This is a genomic window from Streptomyces sp. NBC_01515 (genome assembly GCF_045040345.1).
GTDB lineage: Bacteria > Actinomycetota > Actinomycetes > Streptomycetales > Streptomycetaceae > Streptomyces.
The window spans coordinates 1389802-1408277 of the sequence record NZ_CP109416.1 but is presented as its reverse complement, the minus strand read 5'-3'; the positions used below and the strand labels follow the sequence as shown (position 1 = coordinate 1408277).

The following is an 18476-nucleotide window of genomic DNA, read 5'->3' as shown; positions in this document are numbered from 1 at the left end:
GCGGGGTCAGATCCGGGTGCAGGGGACGAGACGTTCCGGGGACGGTGCCACGGCCATGAGATCCGCCGCGCCGGCGCGGAAGGCGTCCACATGGGGTGTTGTGTGATGGGCGTCCAGGGCCTCTTGGCCGGTCCATTCCTCGTAGACGACGAAGGCGTCCCGCTCCTGCCGGCTGCGGTGCACCCGGAAGGCCAAGCAGCCTGGTTCACGGCGGGTGGCGCGCGCCAGGGTCACCAACCGCGACTTCAGCAGATCGCCTCGGCCGGGCAGAGCCGTGCACCTCGCCGCCAGACAGAGTGGCTCACCCCCACTGCTGGTCGCGTCCTCGTCGTCCGGACGAGACTCGGGGCCGGGGCCGGTGCTGAGCCAGGGTGAGGCGTACTCGATCCGGTCGGCGTCCAGTCCGTGGGGCGCGGTGGTGTAGAGGCGCAGGCGCTGTCCGTCGGGGTCGGGGATGACCAGGACCCAGCCCACCAGGGCCACTACCGGCGGTGAGTGGGTGATGCCGAGGGTGTCCAGGTGAGTGATCCATCGGTCCAGGGCCGCACGGTCGTCGACGGCCAGGGTGAGGAATTCGTACCCCTCCAAGGCGGTCGCGGTCGTCGGGTCCAGGCGCAGTTCCAGGCGGGTGCCCAGCCCGGGGACGTCGAGGATGACGGCGAAGAGAGTGCCGTCGGGGCGACGGTGGTCCAGCTGGGTCAGACGGCCGGCGCCCAGCACGGCGGCGTACCACTGGACGCTGCGCTCCAGGTCGGTGACGGGCAGCTTGATGTGGTGGATGCCCGAGGGCGTCGGGATCACGGAAGGGTCGGCGATGTTCATCGTCACTCCTGGGTCTGCGTGGCGAGGTGGGCGGAGCGTTCGACGCGGGCTCCACGACGCCACAGCGCGGTGATGTCGCGCAACGCGGTGATGTCGCGGGTGGGGTCGCCGTCGACGAGCAGCAGGTCGGCCCGGAGTCCGGGGGCGATCCGGCCTCGGTCGGTGAGGCCGAACGCGTCGGCGGGCGCGGCGGTGGCGGCGGTCAGGGCCTCGGCGGGGGTGAGGCCGGCGGCGACGAGCAGGGCGAGTTCGCCGTGGTAGCTGATGCCGTGGGTGGTGGGGTGCCCGTGGCCGCCCGTACCGTCTGTGCCCGCGAGCAGTGGTACCCCGAGGCGGAACATCCGTACGGCGGCGTCGGCGGCGTGCCGTGGGTCGACCGCGATGGGCCCCACGCGCTGTCCGGGGGTGGTGACCCGAGTCTTCTCCAGGTCCGCCAGCCACTGCGGATCGGCGTAGGGGCGCAGCCTGGGGTCCTCGGCGAGTTCGTACTCGGCCGGGGCGTCGGTCATCCCGGTGAGCGTGGTCAAGGTGGGCACGACGAACACGCCGTTCTCCGCCGCCGCTTCGATCAGTGCCTGGTCGCTGGGGCCGTCGGCGGGAGCGTGGGCCAGGCCGTCGATGCCGCTGGCGATCGCCTGGCGTGCCGCGGTGCGGGTGAGGGTGTGGGCGACGGTCCGCAGCCCGCGGTCGTGGGCTGCCCTGACCAGGGCGATGACCGTTTCCGGAGACATGAGGGGCATGGGTTTGCCGATGGCGGTGCCGTCCTCGATGAAGATCTTGAGGTGGTCCGCGCCTTCGGCGACCCGGGCCGCGACGAACGCTTCGGCGTCGTCGGGTCCGGCCACGGTGGGGAAGGGCTCGATCATGCCGAGTTCGACCAGCTGGCAGGGGTGTCCGCCCGGCGCGGTGGCACCGGTGGTGGCGACGCGCACGTCGGCCAGGTCGTCCCGTTCGTCGGCGGCGGCGCGCATCCGCCGGGCGGTGTCGGGAGCGCCGCCCATGTCGAGTTCGGTCGTGATGCCGAACGCCAGCGCCTGACGCAGCTGTGCCGTGTCGGTGGTGTGGGTGTGGGCGTCGATCAGGCCGGGCAGCAGGGTGCGGCCGGTGCCGTCGAGGACCGTCGCTCCCGCCGGTGCGACCAGACCCGTGCCGACGGCCGCGATCACGGTGCCGTCGATCAGGACGTCCTGCACCGGCTGCGGTCGACGACCGTCGAAGACGGCGACCTGGCGGATGAGGGTGGGTGAAGTGGTACGAGGGGTCATGTCCGTGTCTCCTTGAACTCGCTGTCCTTCAGGGGGACTTACTGGGGTACGCGCTGGCGGAGCAGGTCGGTGAGGTCGCTCTGGTCCGTCGGGACTCCGGCGGCGGCCAGGTAGCCGTCGGGGCGTACGAGGAGCGTGGTCGGCAGACCGGGGACGTGCCGGACGGTGAGTGGCCCGCGTCGGCTCACCTGGTGGTCGGGCTGCTGTTCGCCCGGGCCGGGCAGGGCCAGGGTCCAGCGCAGGCCGTCCGGGGGGACGGTCAGGGGCGAGACGCGGGTGCCGATGCGTGGGGCGCCGAGGTCGGGTTCGCGGGTGTAGCTGATGTCGAGCTGGGCGAGGGTGTCGGCCAGCCAGTCGGTGATGCCCGGGGTGGCGGCCGCCGCGGACAGCAGGGCGTTGCGGCGTCGGCCCGCGGCCGGGTCGGCCAGGGTGGCGATCCGGGCGAACTGGCTTGTGGAAGCGACGAGTTGGGCCGCGACCGGCTGCCGCTCGCGGTGATAGCTGTCCAGCAGTTCGTCCGGTGCGGCGCCGGTGAGGACGGCGTGCAGCTTCCAGGCGAGGTTCCCGGCGTCCTGGATGCCGGTGTTCATGCCCTGGCCCCCGGCCGGGCTGTGGGTGTGGGCGGCATCCCCGACCAGGAAGACCGGCCCGGCGCGGAAGCGCTCGGCCAGCCGCTCCTGGGCCCGGTAGGTGGCGGCCGCGACGACCTCGTCCACGGCCGCGCTCTCGCCGGCGGGACCGCGCGCGGCGAGCAACGCTTCGACTTCTCCCGCATCCGGTGCGGCCGAGCCGGGCGGCACCGGCGCGACCAGGCGGTGCAGGCCCTGCATGAGCGGGGACAGGAGCAGCAGCCCGGCGTCGGACAGGAAGAACGTGGCATCCTCGGACGCCGCCGCCCGCGATCCCGGCTTCAGGCGTACGTCGGCGAGCGCGAACAACTGCTCGGGAGCGTCCCCGGGGAAACCGATGCCGGCGGCGGTGCGCACCGTACTGTGCACGCCGTCGCAGCCGACCAGATACCGGGCCGACACCGCACGCAGTGTCCCGTCCGGCGTGGTGACCGTGGCGGTGACGCCGGGAAAGTCCGGGGCGAAGCCGAGAAGCCGATGCCCACGGTGGACAGTGCCGCCCAGGTCCTCCAGCCGCCGCGCCAGGTGTTCCTCGGTGGTCTGCTGGGACGCGAGCAGCATGTAGGGGTGCGGCGTGCTCAGCCGGTCGTAACTGGTCCGCAGGAGCGCCTTTTCACGGTCGTGCAGACAGAAGCCGCGCCCCTTCTTCCCACCGTCGACCAGGTCCGCGCTGACACCGATCCGGTCCAGGTACTCCAGTGTTCGCGGTTGCACGGCGGCGGCCTTGGAGCCGGGCTGGATCTCGGCGTTCCGGTCGATCAGTACATGGTCCACGCCCAGTTGGGCCAGGCTCGCCGCCAGGGTCAGTCCCGTGGGGCCCGCCCCTGAGATCAGGACATCCGTGTGGCACGGGAGGACAGGGGCAGTTGGCGACTTCGGCATGACGGGCTCCTCGCCGTCCGGTGCGGCGGCGCCCGGAGAGGCTTCGAGGCGTCGGCATCACCAAACGAGAACGTTCGTTTGCGTTTCATGCTGAAAGTAGCACTCCGCAATCTCTAGTGCAAACGATCGTTTCTCTTTGGGTGTCGGAGGGTGGACGCCTTGCTGATCGCCGGGACAGTGCCTCAGTGCGTCAGATACCGGCGCTGTGCCGTCACGACCTCGCCCAGGGCGGCGGCTGTTTCGCCGAACAGATGGGGGACGTTCGCGAAACCGTGCACCATGCGGGGGTAGTCGAACACGTCCACGGGGACGCCGGCCTGCCGCAGGCGCTCGGCGTACAGGGCGCCTTCGTCGTGGAGCGGATCGTGGCCGGCCAGGACGATCGTCGTGGGCGGGAGGCCCGCGTGATCGGCTGCGTGCAGCGGGGAGATCCCCGGTTCCAGGGGGTTGGCGTCCTCCGGCAGGTAGTGGTGGTAGGCGTTTCGCACGCCGGCGGCTGTGAGCCAGGGGGCGTTCGCGTTCGTGCGGTACGAGGGTGCTGTCATCGAGGCGTCGGTCGCCGGGTACAGGAGCCCTTGGTGGCGGATCGTCGGGCCGCCGCGGTCCCGGGCGAGCAGGGAGACGGCCGCGGCCAGGTTGCCGCCGGCGCTCTCGCCGAGCAGCCCGATGCGTGTCGGGTCGCCGCCGAGTTCCGCGGCGTGCCCGGCCACCCAGACCAGTGCCGCGTAACAGTCGTCGAGTCCCGCCGGGTAGCGGTTTCGGGGAGCGAGGCGGTAGTCGACCGACACGACGAACGCTCCCGTTCCCTCGGCGACCGTCGAGCAGATGAAGTCGGCTTCGCGGGGACTTCCCGACACCCATCCGCCGCCGTGGAAGTGGACGACGACGGCGTGCTCGCCCGGGGCTTCGGCGCTGGGGGTGTGGACGCGCAGGGTGATGTCACCGGCGGGCCCGTCGATGACCCGCTGATGTGTCGACGGCCCCAGCCGGTCGGCTCTCGCCCGCGTCCGTTCCTGCTGCTTCTCCAGCTGCGCGGCGGTGGCTGTGGCCAGTCGCGGCCCGGCGATGAGCGGGATCTTCCAGATGGCGCGTGCGATCAGCGGTGGCTTGGGGCGTGCGGGCGTGGTCCCGGACATACGTTTCCTCTCTTCGTGAGGCGGATCTTCGTGGGTCAGGCGGAGCGCAGGTCGAACGTCACCTGGACCGGGACGGAGGCACCCGCGGCCGGCATGCCGACGACCACGCCCTCGCCGGTGATCGTCACGGAGGCCCGTGCTCCGTCGGCGAAGCGGGCGGACCGCGGGTCCACGCGGGCCGTGTCCACGGTGAGCGTCGGGGCGGTCTCGGTGGTCCGGACGAACGCGTGGAGCTGGTCGCCGGTCCGCGTCCAGCGGACCCACGGCGTTTCGCCGGGCTTGGCCAGCTCGGCGGCGACCGGGGTCGAGCCGAAGACGGACGGGCCGTTGGCGGAGTTCCATTCGGCCAGTTCCACGAGTGTCCGCCGCTGGAGGCCGGGAACGGTTCCCTCGGCGGTCAGGCCGATGTTGAGCAGGAGGTTGCCTCCGCGGGAGACGACGTCCACGAAGTGCCTGATCGCCTCGGGTCCGCTGAGGGAGGTGCTCTCGTCGTCCAGTTGGTTGTAGCCGAAGGAGTAGCCGATGCCGCGGGTGTTCTCCCACGTCTCGCCGCCCTCGACGGCGCCCCCGTGCTGGTACTCGCTCGTCCGGAAGTCCCAGTGCGTCTCACCCCACCGGTCGTTGACGACGCCCTCGGGGTTCGCGGCGTAGAAACTCTCGAAGAGGTTCACCAGGCTCTTGGGGCCCTCGGCCTTTCCGGTGTCCGGCCACTCGATGTCGCCCCAGAGCACGTCCGGCCGGTAGCGGGCGATGAGGTCGGCCACGTGGTCGTGGGCGTAGTCCGCGTACGCCCGGTCGACCGGGCGTACCCCGAAGCTCTCGACGTCGACGATGGGCGGCGTGCTCCCGACATGCCAGTCGAGTCCGCCCGAGTAGTACACGCCGAAGCGGACTCCGGCCGCGCGGGCCGCGACGCCGAGCTCGTCGACGAGGTCTCGGCGCGGTCCGCGGCGCACCGTGTTGCGGTCGCCGGTACCGGGGGCGTCCCACAGGGTGACGCCGTCATGGTGTTTCGTCGTCGGGACGAAGTAGCCGGCGCCGGTGGCGGCGACCAGTTCCATGAGATCGGCGGCGTCGAAGTCCTCGGCCGTCCACCGGTCGAGGAAGTCGTCGTACGGTGCGTCGCCGTACGCCTCGCGGTGGTGTTCCGCGGCGGGGCTGCCGGCGATGCGGATGGTGTTGAAGTACCACTCCGCGTAGGGGTTGTGGAGGAAGAACCTGTCCGGGTCGATCGTGCCGGAGGCCCCGGTCGGCTCGGCCCAGGCGGGCACCGAGTACGGTCCCCAATGGACGAAGACGCCGAGCTTGGCGTCACGGAACCAGCCCGGTGTCTCCCGCTCGAACCTGCGGTACTGCTCCGGTCGCTGCGGCGCTTCTTGGAACATGGCCACGGAGTGAGCCTCTCAGTGTGTGGTGGGATGCGCCGAACCGGCCTGGAGCCGCTGCCTGAGCAGGAAGCGCTGGGTCTTGCCGCTCGGCGTCCTGGGCAGTTCGGGCACGAAGTGGATCGCACGGGGATAGGCGTGGGCGGCGAAGCCGGTCCTGACCGCTTGCTGGAGTTCGGCGACCAGCTCGTCGCCGGGCCGGGCGGTGGGACGCAGCACCACGAAGGCCACGAGCACTTCACCGCGCAGCTCGTCCGGGGCGCCGACGACAGCCGCCTCGGCGACGGCCTCGTGGGCGGCCAGCACGCTCTCCACGTCGAACGGCCCGATGCGGTAGCCACCCATCAGGATGACGTCGTCGTCGCGGGCGGCGAAGAACAGATGTCCGTCCTCGTCCTTCGTCGCGACGTCGCCGGTGTAGTACCAGCGCCGGTCGGGGCTGAACCGTTCCGCCGTGCGGCCCTCGGCGTCCTGATAGCCGGTGAACCACATCAGCGGGCTGTGGGCGCAGTCGACGGCGACCCGGCCGGTCACGCCGGGCCCGGCGGGGACGTCCTCGTCCGGTCGGAGAATCTCGACGGTCCAGCCCGGCAGGGCGCGTCCCATGGATCCGGGTCGCACCTCGCCGCGCAGGTCCGGGTGCCAGGCGTTGGCGACCGCCATACCGAGTTCGGTCTGGCCGTAGTGGTCGAGGACCGGGACGCCGAGCGTGCGTTCGGCCCAGGGGATCACGTCCTGCGTGAGGGGCTCGCCCGCGGACGAGCAGTGCCGCAGGCGCAGGTTCTCGGGGACCGGGGTGTCGGCGTGCCGCAGGGCGCGGTAGAGGGTCGGCCCTGCCGCGAAGTTGGTGACGGCGAACCGTGACAGCACCGACCAGGTCAGCGCGGGGCTGAACCCCGAGTGCACGAGGACTGCGGTGCGGCCCAGCGCGAGCGGGGCGACGAGCGAGAAGTACAGGCCGTAGGCCCAGCCGGGATCGGCGGCGTTCCAGAACACGTCCGAGGGCCGGTGGTCCAAGCCGTATTCCTGGTACATCGCGAACGCCGCGACGGCACGCAGCGGCACCGGTACGCCCTTGGGCGATCCGGTCGTGCCGGAGGTGAACAACTCGATGACGGGCGCGTCGCCACCCGCGGCCACGGCGCTTTCCAGCGGTGGATACGCCGCGATCAGGTCGGCGAAGGCCGGCGTCCCGTCGTCGCTCGGCCCGGTCGTGATGATCCGCCGTCCGGCGTCCGCGGGGAGCGCCGGGGAGGCGTCGAGCTTGGCACGCTGGTCGGCGTCGACGAACACCACCTTGGTGCCGTTGCCGGTGATCCGGACCCCGATCGCCGGCGGCGCGAAGGCCGTGAACAAGGGGACGTGCACCGCGCCGAGGCGCCAGATGGCGAGCAGGGCAATGACCAGCTCGGCGGACTTGCCCATCAGCGTGGCGACGCGGTCGCCGGGGCCGACGCCCAGATCGGCCAGCGCGCTCGCCATCCGGCCCGAGGACTCCGTCAGCTCTCCGAACGTCAAGTGCCGCGCGGTCAGGTCGGGTTCGACGAGCGTGAACGCGACGGCGTCGGCCGGGTGCCGGTCGCACAGCAGCTCCGCCGTGCACGCCGCCGGCGAACCGAAGATCGCGAGCAGGTCCGCCATGTGCTGTTCCGGGCTGGTCATCTTGCTCCTTGATGGGGGCGTTGATCGGCGCGTACCGTCAACGCGATGTTTCCTCGGACCGCTCCGAGTGCGGCACCCCCGGATGAGGGGGGCGCCGCGGACAGCGCCGCACCGTTTCGAGGAGGCGTCATGACCACCAGACCGACCTCTGTCGCCGAGGACAGCCGGATGATCGGCCGGGCCTTGGCCGAGTTGCGTGACGCCACCGGGCTGGGCCTCGCTTTCGGCGGTGTGGTGACCGCCGAAGGGCAGGTGCGGCTCGACGAGTTCGCCGGAGTCACCAAGGGCGCGCTGCGCGGTGTCGGCCTGGCCTTCGGCCAGGGACTCGGCGGCAAGGTGGTCGCCCTGCGACGCCCGATGGCGGTCAACGACTACGTCGCGAGCGAGCGGATCAGCCACCACTACGACCGGGTGATCACCGCCGAGGGGCTGCGCGCGATGGTGGCGGTGCCGGTGGTGGTGTGCCGGACAGTGCGCGGGGTGCTGTACGGGGCGGTCCGCCAGGTCGTCCCGCTGGGGGACCGCGCCGTGCAGGCGGTGGCCGACGCGGCCCGCGACCTGGAACAGGAACTCGCCGTACGCGACGAAGTGGCCCGGCGCCTGGCCTGGTTGAGCGAACGGGCGGCTGCGGCGGAGCCGGCGCCGGGGCCGGTGACGCCCCAGTGGGAGCTGGTCAGAGAGGCGTACGCGGATCTGCGGAGCCTCGCGGGACAGCTCACGGATTCCGAGGCCAGGCAGCAGTTCGAGGTCGCGTGCGAAAAGCTCGCCGCCGCGGGGCATTCGGCTCCCGGAGTTTCCCGCGCACCGGTGCTCTCTCCCCGGGAGCTGGACGTCCTGGCGTGCGTCGCCGTCGGGCGAAGCAACGCCGACGCGGCGGTCGAACTCGGCATCGGTGTCGAGACGGTGAAGAGCTACTTGCGCAGCGCGACACGCAAACTCGGATCCCGCTCACGTCTGGAAGCGGTCGTGGCCGCCCGCCGCCTGGGCCTCCTGCCGTGAGACGCATCGAGTCCTGACCGCATACGGCGGTGGAGCACAGAGAGGCGACTGGCCCGCGTGTGAGCGATGGCCGCAGCAGGTGCCGCGTACCGGGCGCGGCACGAGTGCAGTAGCGGCTAAGACGGCAAGAGCGCGATCTACGGCTGGTATCGGCCCGTGCTTCGAAGGCCGTCGCGGACTTGCCGGTGCGCACATGAATCATCGGCGATCTTCTGTAGCCGTTGGGACCCCGCTCACCCAGGTCGGTCGTAGAGTTCGCTGACTCCCGGGTGGATGAACGCCCGTAGTTGTCGCACCAGGCCGGTGAGTTGTCTCGTCGCCCTCTCAAGTCGCGGAGCGGTCGATGCCCTGATCGATTCCGGTCGGCGCCGCCTGTTCCAGCTCGCAGCGACCCGTGTGGGCGCGGCCCGTTAGCGGTTGTCGGCTGTCCCGGTGCGGGCCCGGTGCCGGCGGATCTCGGCATGGTGGGTGATGGCCCAGTCGATCAGGGAGGCCACGATGTCTTTGAGGCTGGCGCCGAGCGGAGCGAGGGCGTATTCCACCCGTGGCGGCACCTCGGCATAGGCGGTCCGGGTGATCAGGCCGTCATGGTGGAGCTGGGCCAGGGTGCGCGAGAGCATGCGCTGGGAGATGCCGGGGATGGCGTGCAGCAGTTCGGTGTAGCGCATCACGCCGTCCTGCAGGGTCGCGATCACCATCAGCGTCCACTTGTCCCCGACCCGGTCCATGATCTGGCGGACGAAGTCCGCGTCCTCGACCGGGATACGGGAGCAGGGCCCCGGGACCGCGGCTGTTTCCTCCTGGGCTGCGACGGCGTCCATTACGGACATCCCCCTTCGGTAGCGGACACGGGTGTGTGTTTTGTAGGCCCTCTCATACTGGCCTATCGTGGCGCTACATACTAATCGTATGCATCGAGGTCACGCTGTTCTGCCTGGCACAGGCCAGTCCTCGATCGTGCGCCGCGGCGGCGCCCTGACCCACCATGGAGGCACCACATGACCGGATCCGTACCGACTCCTGCACAGCAGGACGAAACGCCGCTGACGAGTAGCTACCGAGTGGTCGAGACCGGGGTGACCGCGACGGGCCTCTCGACGATCGCCCGGGACAACGTCGTGCCCGTCAACACCGTCCCGGACGGGCGCGGCCTCAGCCGGCTCTGGGAGGCCGACGGGGTGCTGCCGGGCGGTGACGCGGCGACATCAGGGGACGATGCGGGTGAGTCGCCGTTCTTCCCCGAGGCGGGTGGAGTGCGGTTCTGGTCGGTGACCGTGCCCCCCGAGACCCCGGGTACTCCGCCGCCCGCGGAGTTCCACCAGACCTCCTCGCTCGACGTCGGGATCGTCCTCTCCGGACGGATCGTGCTGGAGATGGAGGACGGGACGTCCGCGGAACTGTCGGCGGGGGAGGCGTTCGCCCAGCTGGGCACCCCGCACAACTGGCGCAATCCGCACTCCGTGGATGCCGTCATCGCGGTCGTCATGATGGGCCGGGACAAATGACGGAACGCCGACGGCCGTTCGTGAGTTGATGTCTGTCGCCAAGTGATACGAGGCGAGGGTGCGGACCGCGATGCCGCGTACTGCACCCCCTGCCGAGGCTGCGGATGTCGGTTTCGATCAGGACGCCGGGCTACGACGGGGGCCACGCGCCATTGGCCCGTCCGGCATTGCTGCAGTCGTATGAACAGTTCGCACCGGGACTCCCGCAAGGGCTCCGTGCCGTGCACGATCCATGATCAAGCACGGTCAGTCCGAGGAGCCCACCATGTGTGCACAGCAGGACCCTTCGCTGCCGGAACACGCTTTCGCGGCGCGGCAGTTCACCCGGCGTCGGCTTCTGGCACTCGCACCTGCCGGAGCCGTGGCGCTCGCCCTGGGGGTCCCGGCCCCCGCCGCGTCAGCCGTGTCGGTGGCCGGCACGGATCGGGCGGCGTTGGCGCAGGAGGCGTACATATGGGGCTTTCCGCTGGTGATGATGGAGACCTATCTCGCGTCCGCGCGTGAGCAGAAGGTCCCGGTGAACCGCCTGTTCGTCGCCAACTCGCTTGCCACACCGGCCACGAAGGCCGGCGGCCCGAACAACGACACCCTGTTCGGCTCGGCCTGGCTGGACCTGTCCAGGGAACCGCAGGTGGTGATCGTCCCGGACACCGATGACCGCTACTACTCGATACAGCTGCAGGACGTCTACACCAACACCTTTGCCTACATCGGCCGCCGCACCACAGGGACCCGCGCCGGCGCCTACGTGCTCACCGCACCAGGCTGGAAGGGCAGGCTGCCGCGCGGTGTGACCCGCATCGCCGCGCCCACCGCCCAGGTGCTCGCCCTCGCCCGCACTCTGGTCGAGGGCGAAGCCGATCTGCCCGCCGCACGGGCCGTACAGGCGAAGTACGCGCTGGCGCCGCTCAGTTGCTATCCGGAGCGTGCCGTCCCGGCGGAGGCGGTCGACGAGCCGCTCAAGTTCCCCATCCTCGACCTCGGCGCGCTGGGCGCCGCCTACTTCGACAAGCTGTGCCAGGGGTTGGTGGCTGCCCCGCCGCCGCCCAGTGACCGGGCCCGGCTCGCCAGGTTCGCGAAGATCGGCATCGGTCCGGGACGCAAGCCGACGCGGAACGCGGACGCCGTCCCCGTCCTGGCCCAGGCGGCGCTCGACGCCGACAAGCGCATCACCCAGTACGTCTTCGCCGTCGGCGTCAACGGCTGGACGGTCGCCACCGGCATCACCGGCTTCATCAAGGACCCGCTGTACCGCGCCGCGATCACCCAGTACGGCCCGGGTACGCATGTGTCCGAGGAAGCGCTGTACTTCACCGCGCACAACGGCCCGGACGGCCAGCCGCTGAACGGGGCGAACCGCTACGCCCTGCGCTTCGCGGCCGGCGAACTGCCGCCGGTCGACGCGTTCTGGTCGCTCACGCTGTACGGCCAGGACTGGCGCCTCGTGGAGAATCCGATCCAGCGCTACTCGATCGGCGACCGCACGGCAGGCCTGGCCTACGGCGCCGACGGCTCGCTCGAACTGCTCATCCAGAACGACGAGCCGTCGGAAGGCCAGGCCAACTGGCTTCCTGCGCCGACTGGTTCCTTCATCCTGGTCCTGCGCACCTATCAGCCCGGCGCGGCGCTGCTCGACGGCAGTTATGAGATGCCGTCGATCACGTCGGCCGGTGCCCTCTGACGCAGGTATCAAGAAGTCCAGACGCGCTCCGCGTAGTCCGTGTAGTCCGCGAAGTTCTTGCCGAGGATCTTCTCGATGCGTTCCGAACGGTAACCGCGCTTCTCCAACCGCCGGATCAGCTCGCGGAATTGGTCGACACCGCGCGGGTCGACGACGAACGGGTACACGTCGTCGCCCTCGCCCGTCGCGCTGACTCCGGCCTTGCGGCGCCGGGCGACCAGCTCGGCGAGATCGGCCAGGCGCACCGCGATGCGGTGTTCACAAGCAGCGCCTCCAACACTCCGCCGGGATGACCACCCGGCACCTCCACGAACTATCCCCTCGGGCTGCTCACCTGCTCTCCGGCCCGTCGTCTCCCGCCCGCTCACGGGCCACCGGGCGCGTGGTCGCCGGGTGCATGCGGATCACCGCGTACGTCTCGCCGTTTCGTGGTGGCCGGGTCCAGGAGCGGGTGGTGAATGTGTGCAGCCGCCCGTTCATGATGGCGTGACGCGGCAGAGACGCCCCGAACTCCTCGGCCACCGCTTCCAGCAGCGGTCGTTCCGCTCGGGCGCTGTCCTCCAGGCCATCGAAGAACCGGCTCGGATCCAGCGCCCGCGGTATTTCCCCGCTCCGCTGGATCTCTCCGTCCGCGTACGTGAATGCGTACTGCTCGGCACCGTCCCGTGCCACCGAGAGGTGGAAGAACGGCTTTCCGTGGGGTGTCCGCAAACCGCTCCACACCACCACCGCGCGGCTGTCCGCGCTGGCGGTCGATGCGGGGGAGACGAAGCGCGGCCGGTTGAACGGGGCGGGAGCGCCGTCGAAGGCGAAGCTCCAGCCGGTGCCGGCCCGGCCGACCGCCATGAGGGGCCTGTCGTCGTAGGACGAGGACTCCCTCCGGTTGAGCTGCGATCTCTGGCGCGCGTCCCAGAAGGTCATGGGTTCGTTCAGCACGGTGCCGTCCCCGTCCCCGTCCTCATCCTCATCCCTGTCCGTGTCAGCGTCCGTGAGGCGTGCGGGCAACTCCTTCGGCTCGGCGGCCTCCACCAGGACGAACCGGTAGGACGTGCGGTTGTTGCCCCGGTCCGGTTCCGCGAGCCATGCCAGGTCGCCCGGGTCGAGGTCGGGCGTCGGACTCGGTGCTTCGCCGGACTGCCCGCTCCTCGGTGTGGACAGCAGTTCGCGGCCCCGCTCCGGGGTCAGCAGCGGGCCGAGCACGGGATCGGCCACCCATGCCAGCGGCGCCAGATGGTCCGGTCCCAACGGCTCCCACAGGGGCAGAGCGTCTGCCAGTGTCCGCCATGCCCTGTCGGTGTCTCCCCACCGCGCCAACTCCCGCGCCCGCTCGACCGCTTCGCCGAACGGCCCGGCCGCCGTGTACCGGTACGTGCCGTTCCTCACCCGATCCAGCGTCGCGTGACCGAGGGACATCAAGTCGTCGTCGGCGCACCGGAGTTGGTACTTCAGTGTGGAGTCGTCCCGGTACGAGTGCGCCGCGTGCTCGGCGACCAGCGGCGGCAGCATCTCGGGTGTGTACCGCGGGTCCGTCACGAGACCGTCGTAGTACACCGTGTAGGTCTGTCCGAGCAGGCGGCGTATCTGGTCACCCAGCCCGGCGGCCCGCGGTCTGCCGTACCCCTTGGCCTCGTCCAGCGCCTCCAAGGCCTGTTCCCAGCCGCCGCGCAGCGCCTCCAGCCGGGCCTCCTCCACCTGGGCGTCCAGCCTTCGCGTCGTGTCGTTGGCGAACACCGGCTTCCCGTCGCTCGGGCGCGCCTGAAGGCTGTGGAACTCGCGGTGCATGTCCCGCATGAACGCGGTGAAGTTGGCGTGCCGTTCGGGCGGCGCGGCCCGCCAGCTCGCCCAGGTGTACACGGCCCACTCGCCGTTCTCGTCCACGTCCTCGGGGTCGAGGAGGACGTGCGTGATGTCCGAGACGACGTCGAGTTGCAGCCCGCGTCGCCAGATGTCCGCCTCCCGCCGCTCCTCGGGCCCGGCGTCCTCGCGCAGGTCCGCGAGCCCCGACGCGTTGTTGTGCCAGTGTGCGTCCTCGGTTCCCGCCAGCAGCGACACGAACCCGCCCGCGTGCCGCCACCCGTCGCTGACCTTGAGGAACTCCCGGTACGACGCGGGCATTTGTCGGCCGAGGCGCTCCTCCATCGCCGCGATCCGCCCCTCCGGCGCAGCCGGGAACCCCAGCCAGCGCGCCCGTCGCGCGACCTCGTCGCCCTCGCCCCGCGTCTCGCCGTCCGGCAGGGAATCGGCCCACTCCCCGCTCCACCCGAGCAGGAAGGACCGCCAGTCGAATGTCGTGGAATCCGTCATACGCCCGATGCTGCCACCCACCACTGACAACGCCCCGCTGCTGCCGGGACGGGGGGGGAAGCCGACTGTTCAATGTCGGCGCGGGAAAGCGGGAAAGCCCTGTCTCTCCGGCCCCGACCCGCCGACGATCCGCGCTCAACTCGGCCTCGAAGTCATCCCGAACCGCCTTCCGCACTACCGCCGGATCACCCACCCCTGCCTGGTCATCACCTTCCAGGACGACCTTGTCGTCCGCCCCCACCTCTCGCGCGAACTCGCCGCGGCCATCCCGGCGGCCACGTACACCGAGATACCCGGCTGCGGTCACTACGGCTATCTGGAACGGCCCCACGCGGTGAACGAGGCGGTCGTCGGATTTCTCACCGGGTGCGGAGACGTACGGTCGCGGAACGGAGTGACAGCCGAGAACGGTCAGTGACCGCCGGTGAGTTCGCCGCTCAGGGTCTGGTGGATGCGCGCACTGGCGTCGTTCAGGCTGATGATCTCGACGGTCTTGCCGCGCTGGGCGTACTTCGTCTCGATGGTGTCGAGCGCGGCCACCGAGGAGGCGTCCCAGATGTGGGCGGCGGACAGGTCGATGACGACCTTGTCGGGATCGGTGGCGTAGTCGAAGCGGCCGACGAGGTCGTTGGAGGCGGCGAAGAAGAGTTCGCCGGTGACCGAGTAGACGACCTGGGTGCCGTCGGGGTCGGTGACCGAGGTGACGTCGGCCAGGTGGGCGACGCGCTTGGCGAAGATGACCATGGCGGTCACGCTGCCGACCACGACGCCGACGGCGAGGTTGGACGTGGTGACCACGCACGCGACGGTGACCACCATGACGGTGATCTCCCCGGCGGGCATCCGCCTCAGGGTCCTGGGTGCGATGGAGTGCCAGTCGAAGGTCGCGAAGCAGACCATCACCATGACGGCGACCAGGACGGCCATCGGGATCTCGGAGACGACCGGACCGAAAACGACACACAGCACCAACAGGAACGCGCCGGCCAGGAACGTCGACAGCCGGGTGCGGGCACCGGAGACCCGTACGTTGATCATCGTCTGGCCGATCATGGCGCAGCCGCCCATCCCGCCGAAGAAGCCGGTGACGATGTTCGCGATGCCCTGGCCGATGGACTCGCGGGTCTTGTCGGAGTGCGTGTCGGTGATGTCGTCGACGAGCTTGGCGGTCATCAGCGACTCCATCAGGCCGACCAGGGCCACGGCGAGCGCGTACGGCGCGACGATCCTCAGCGTCTCCAGGGTGAACGGCACGTCCGGCAGGCCCGGTACCGGCAGCGAGGACGGCAGATCGCCCTTGTCGCCCACGGTCGGCACCGCGATCCCGGCGGCGACGGTGATGACCGTGAGCACGACGATGGACACCAGCGGCGCCGGGATCACCTTGCTGACCTTCGGGAAGAACACCAGCATGGCCAGGCCGGCGGCGAGGAGCGGATAGACGGCCCAGGGCACGTCGTGCATCTCCGGCACCTGCGCCACGAAGATGAGGATGGCGAGGGAGTTGACGAAGCCGACCATCACCGAGCGCGGCACGAACCGCATCAGCTTCGCGACGCCGAGCGCGCCGAGGAGGATCTGGAAGACACCCGCGAGGATCACGGCCGCGACCAGATAACCGAAGCCGTGCTCGCGGTTGAGCGGACCGATGACCAGGGCGACGGCACCCGTGGCCGCGGAGATCATGGCGGGCCGGCCGCCGACGACCGCGATGGTCACGGCCATCGTGAACGACGCGAACAGGCCGATCGCCGGGTCGACCCCGGCGATGACCGAGAACGAGATCGCCTCCGGGATCAACGCGAGGGCGACCACCAGACCGGCCAGCACCTCGGTGCGCAGCACCTTCGGCGACAGCCAGGACGGACGACGGGAGCCGCGCATCCACGCGGCCGGGGACAGGTGGGACAGCGGGGACGGTACGGAAGGGGCCAAGACGCGATGAACCTGTCGTGCTCGGGCACGCCCGGTGTCACCGTGGGCGCGCGGGGAGGCATGAGGGGAGGGGAGAGTGACGATCCATGACGTCGTCGGCCCCGACATGGTTGATGGGCACGGCACAGCACACGCCGATCTCAACGCCAGGGAACTCTACCCTAACGTTAGAGTAGAGTTCGGCGGCGGTCCTCCGGGGGCCGTATCGAGAGACGAGGAAGGCCCTCCGCGTGAGCAGCGAGCACATGCAGATCGGCGAGGTGGCCGCACGGACCGAACTGTCGCTGCGCACCATCCGGCACTATGAGGACACCGGCCTGGTCACCCCCTCCGCCCGCTCCCAGGGCGGCTTCCGCCTCTACACCGAATCCGATGTCGCCCGCCTGATGGTCGTCCGCCGGATGAAACCGCTCGGCTTCACGCTGGACGAGATGCGCGACCTGCTGGCGGCCACGGACCGCCTGGACTCCGGTGAGGAACTGCCGGCCGGGGAGCGCGAGGAGTTGCTGGAGCGGATTCGCGGCTTCGAGCGCGCCGCTCACCGGCGGGTGGCGGACCTGCGCACCCAGCTGGCACGGGCGGAGGAGTTCGCGGTCACGCTGGCGGAACGCCTGACGCGGACCCCCGCGCCCTGACATGCGAGCGGAAGGACGCCAACTGCCCTTGCCGGTACGGCGATGTCAGTGGTGACCACTAGCTTGGAGTCACTGGAGATCGGCCGCACGGGCCGAACGGGCCTTTGGGGAGGGGTGTGCTGTGTCCGCTGCGCAGACACGACAGTCGGGGAACACGACGTACCTGGAGCTGTCTCAGGAGAGTGGTGGCGCCCACAAGTTCTACGAGGTGACTGTCGAGGGGACCACCGTCTCCGTGCGGTACGGACGGATCGGTGTGGACGGGCAGCACCAGACCTCCGCCTTTCCGACCGTCGAGAAGGCGCAGGCGGCAGCGGCGAAGAAGATAGCCGAGAAGGTACGGAAGGGGTACGCGCCCGCGGTTCAGGGGCAGCGCGCGGCCCGCCCCGTGACGCGCCGTCAGGTGACGTCCGCCCCGTCGACGGCACGGGCGACCGCCCCGGTGCTGTGGCGGTTCCGCACCGGCGCCTCGGCGTTCGGCATCCACGTGGACGAGGACCGCTGCTGGGTCGGCAACCAGCACGGCAGCGTCTACAACCTGAGCCACGACGGTGAGGTGCTGGCGCACTATTCCCTGCCCGACGGCGTGAAGTGCCTGGTGGCCGACGACTTCTGGATCTACGCGGGCTGCGACGACGGCCGGGTGTACGACCTCTCCTCGAAGGTGCCGTTCGCGGCCTACGACATCGCGGCCGAGGTCGACATCTTCTGGCTGGACATCCACGCGGGCGTGCTGAACGTCTCGGACCGCAACGGCGGGCTGACGGTCATCGACCACGAGGACGAGCTCCAGTGGTCCCGCAACTCGGCCGGGGACAACGCCTGGATGGTGCGGGCCGACGACCACGCCGTCTACCACGGGCACAGCCAAGGTGTGACGGCCTACGCGGCGGACGGCGCCAGACAGCTCTGGCACACCGCGACCAACGGCAACGTGCTCTTCGGCTGGCAGGAGGAGCACGCGGTCTACGCCGGGACGGGACGGCGGGTCGTCCAGCGCCTCGCGAAGTCCTCCGGGGTCATCGAGGCCTCGTACCAGTGCGATGCCGCCGTGTACTCGTGCGCCACGTCCGCCGGCGGCCGGTACGTCTTCGCGGGCGACTCGGCCTCCTCCGTCTACTGCTTCACCGCCGACGGCACCCGGCTGTGGAAGCTCGGCACGGGCGGCGGTTCGGCGCTCTCCATGCAGTACCACGACGAACGGCTGTACATCGTCTCCACGGACGGCTCGCTCGCCTGCATCGACGCGAGCGAGGCCGCGATCACCGCCGCCCAGTCGGGCACCGTGCCGGTCGCCGCGGACATCAAGCTGGCGGCCGCCATGCCGACGTACGCACCGCTGACCACCGCCGCGTCCGTCGCCACGGTCAGCGCCGTCTCCGCGGCGGGGAGCGGAGTCGTCGTGGAGTGCTTCGATCAAGGCGGCCGCGTGCGGGTCCACGTGGTCTCCGAGGGCTACGAGCAGGGCTGGAACGTCCAGTTCCCGCGTGCGATACGCGAGCCCGGAGCGCGCTATGTGGTGGACGCGCTGCATTCATCCTCGGCCGGCTTCTACCGGGTGCGCGGGGAGATCAGGCGCCTGGTGTGACGGGCGGGCGGTGCGGGCCATGTGCCGCGCTCTCGTTCGGGGACCGGT

Annotated in this window: 16 protein-coding genes; 6 read left to right on the top strand and 10 right to left on the bottom strand. The window is 70.6% G+C overall.

Features of this window, described 5'->3' with window-relative positions:
- Positions 1-6: 6 nt before the first annotated feature.
- The 6 genes from OG407_RS05975 to OG407_RS05950 all read right to left on the bottom strand — a co-directional run bounded on the left by OG407_RS05975 (position 7) and on the right by OG407_RS05950 (position 7781).
- Positions 7-822 (bottom strand): antibiotic biosynthesis monooxygenase, encoded by an 816-nt coding sequence (locus tag OG407_RS05975; RefSeq protein WP_405855686.1) that lies wholly within the window; start codon positions 820-822, stop codon positions 7-9.
- A 2-nt stretch (positions 823-824) separates the two neighbouring features.
- Positions 825-2087: an amidohydrolase family protein gene (locus OG407_RS05970; RefSeq protein ID WP_405855684.1), complete on the bottom strand. Its 1263-nt coding sequence runs from the start codon at positions 2085-2087 to the stop codon at positions 825-827.
- A gap of 38 nt (positions 2088-2125) precedes the next feature.
- Positions 2126-3598: an FAD-dependent monooxygenase gene (locus tag OG407_RS05965; RefSeq protein WP_405855682.1), complete on the bottom strand. Its 1473-nt coding sequence runs from the start codon at positions 3596-3598 to the stop codon at positions 2126-2128.
- A 182-nt stretch (positions 3599-3780) separates the two neighbouring features.
- Positions 3781-4734, bottom strand: a complete 954-nt coding sequence (locus OG407_RS05960; RefSeq protein ID WP_405855680.1) for an alpha/beta hydrolase — start codon at positions 4732-4734, stop codon at positions 3781-3783.
- 35 nt (positions 4735-4769) lie between these two features.
- Positions 4770-6119, bottom strand: coding sequence for an alpha-L-fucosidase (locus tag OG407_RS05955; protein WP_405868305.1), 1350 nt, complete (start codon positions 6117-6119; stop codon positions 4770-4772).
- Positions 6120-6137: 18 nt separating this feature from the next.
- The gene (locus OG407_RS05950) at positions 6138-7781 is read right to left on the bottom strand and encodes an AMP-binding protein (RefSeq protein WP_405855678.1); all 1644 of its coding nucleotides are present in this window, start codon (positions 7779-7781) and stop codon (positions 6138-6140) included.
- A gap of 129 nt (positions 7782-7910) precedes the next feature.
- Here OG407_RS05950 and OG407_RS05945 point away from each other — a divergent pair, with 129 nt between their 5' ends.
- Positions 7911-8780, top strand: coding sequence for a LuxR C-terminal-related transcriptional regulator (locus OG407_RS05945; RefSeq protein ID WP_405855676.1), 870 nt, complete (start codon positions 7911-7913; stop codon positions 8778-8780).
- Positions 8781-9190: 410 nt separating this feature from the next.
- Here OG407_RS05945 and OG407_RS05940 read toward each other — a convergent pair whose 3' ends face one another.
- Entirely contained in the window at positions 9191-9601 is a 411-nt protein-coding gene (locus OG407_RS05940; RefSeq protein WP_405855674.1) for a winged helix-turn-helix transcriptional regulator, read from the bottom strand.
- Positions 9602-9778: 177 nt separating this feature from the next.
- On the opposite strand from OG407_RS05940, the gene OG407_RS05935 reads away from it, so the two are divergent.
- Both OG407_RS05935 and OG407_RS05930 read left to right on the top strand, forming a co-directional pair.
- Positions 9779-10285: a cupin domain-containing protein gene (locus tag OG407_RS05935; RefSeq protein WP_405855672.1), complete on the top strand. Its 507-nt coding sequence runs from the start codon at positions 9779-9781 to the stop codon at positions 10283-10285.
- 265 nt (positions 10286-10550) lie between these two features.
- The gene (locus OG407_RS05930) at positions 10551-11966 is read left to right on the top strand and encodes a DUF1254 domain-containing protein (RefSeq protein ID WP_405855670.1); all 1416 of its coding nucleotides are present in this window, start codon (positions 10551-10553) and stop codon (positions 11964-11966) included.
- Positions 11967-11974: 8 nt separating this feature from the next.
- Here the strand turns inward: OG407_RS05930 and OG407_RS05925 are convergent, their stop codons facing one another.
- Together OG407_RS05925 and OG407_RS05920 are read right to left on the bottom strand one after the other, a co-directional pair.
- Entirely contained in the window at positions 11975-12211 is a 237-nt protein-coding gene (locus tag OG407_RS05925; RefSeq protein WP_405855668.1) for a hypothetical protein, read from the bottom strand.
- 85 nt (positions 12212-12296) lie between these two features.
- Positions 12297-14270 carry an SMI1/KNR4 family protein gene (locus OG407_RS05920; protein WP_405855666.1) on the bottom strand — a complete coding sequence of 658 codons (1974 nt, stop codon included), beginning with the start codon at positions 14268-14270 and terminating at the stop codon, positions 12297-12299.
- Between the two features lie 7 nt (positions 14271-14277).
- Here OG407_RS05920 and OG407_RS05915 point away from each other — a divergent pair, with 7 nt between their 5' ends.
- On the top strand, positions 14278-14688 hold the full coding sequence (locus OG407_RS05915) for an alpha/beta fold hydrolase (RefSeq protein ID WP_405855664.1): 411 nt from the start codon (positions 14278-14280) through the stop codon (positions 14686-14688).
- Here the strand turns inward: OG407_RS05915 and OG407_RS05910 are convergent.
- On the bottom strand, positions 14682-16154 hold the full coding sequence (locus OG407_RS05910; protein WP_405868303.1) for a SulP family inorganic anion transporter: 1473 nt from the start codon (positions 16152-16154) through the stop codon (positions 14682-14684). The two genes, OG407_RS05915 and OG407_RS05910, sit on opposite strands and share 7 nt — an antisense overlap.
- A 281-nt stretch (positions 16155-16435) precedes the next feature.
- On the opposite strand from OG407_RS05910, the gene OG407_RS05905 reads away from it, so the two are divergent.
- Together OG407_RS05905 and OG407_RS05900 are read left to right on the top strand one after the other, a co-directional pair.
- Positions 16436-16840, top strand: coding sequence for a MerR family transcriptional regulator (locus OG407_RS05905; RefSeq protein ID WP_405855662.1), 405 nt, complete (start codon positions 16436-16438; stop codon positions 16838-16840).
- 121 nt (positions 16841-16961) lie between these two features.
- Positions 16962-18428 carry a WGR domain-containing protein gene (locus tag OG407_RS05900; protein WP_405855660.1) on the top strand — a complete coding sequence of 489 codons (1467 nt, stop codon included), beginning with the start codon at positions 16962-16964 and terminating at the stop codon, positions 18426-18428.
- Positions 18429-18476: the final 48 nt, after the last annotated feature.

Bases quoted from the DNA above. Each gene is read 5' to 3' on its own strand.
- OG407_RS05975 (WP_405855686.1), bottom strand. From the start codon at position 822: ATGAACATCGCCGACCCTTCCGTGATCCCGACGCCCTCGGGCATCCAC.
- OG407_RS05970 (WP_405855684.1), bottom strand. From the start codon at position 2,087: ATGACCCCTCGTACCACTTCACCCACCCTCATCCGCCAGGTCGCCGTC.
- OG407_RS05965 (WP_405855682.1), bottom strand. From the start codon at position 3,598: ATGCCGAAGTCGCCAACTGCCCCTGTCCTCCCGTGCCACACGGATGTC.
- OG407_RS05960 (WP_405855680.1), bottom strand. From the start codon at position 4,734: ATGTCCGGGACCACGCCCGCACGCCCCAAGCCACCGCTGATCGCACGC.
- OG407_RS05955 (WP_405868305.1), bottom strand. From the start codon at position 6,119: ATGTTCCAAGAAGCGCCGCAGCGACCGGAGCAGTACCGCAGGTTCGAG.
- OG407_RS05950 (WP_405855678.1), bottom strand. From the start codon at position 7,781: ATGACCAGCCCGGAACAGCACATGGCGGACCTGCTCGCGATCTTCGGT.
- OG407_RS05945 (WP_405855676.1), top strand. From the start codon at position 7,911: ATGACCACCAGACCGACCTCTGTCGCCGAGGACAGCCGGATGATCGGC.
- OG407_RS05940 (WP_405855674.1), bottom strand. From the start codon at position 9,601: ATGGACGCCGTCGCAGCCCAGGAGGAAACAGCCGCGGTCCCGGGGCCC.
- OG407_RS05935 (WP_405855672.1), top strand. From the start codon at position 9,779: ATGACCGGATCCGTACCGACTCCTGCACAGCAGGACGAAACGCCGCTG.
- OG407_RS05930 (WP_405855670.1), top strand. From the start codon at position 10,551: ATGTGTGCACAGCAGGACCCTTCGCTGCCGGAACACGCTTTCGCGGCG.
- OG407_RS05920 (WP_405855666.1), bottom strand. From the start codon at position 14,270: ATGACGGATTCCACGACATTCGACTGGCGGTCCTTCCTGCTCGGGTGG.
- OG407_RS05915 (WP_405855664.1), top strand. From the start codon at position 14,278: ATGCTGCCACCCACCACTGACAACGCCCCGCTGCTGCCGGGACGGGGG.
- OG407_RS05910 (WP_405868303.1), bottom strand. From the start codon at position 16,154: ATGCGCGGCTCCCGTCGTCCGTCCTGGCTGTCGCCGAAGGTGCTGCGC.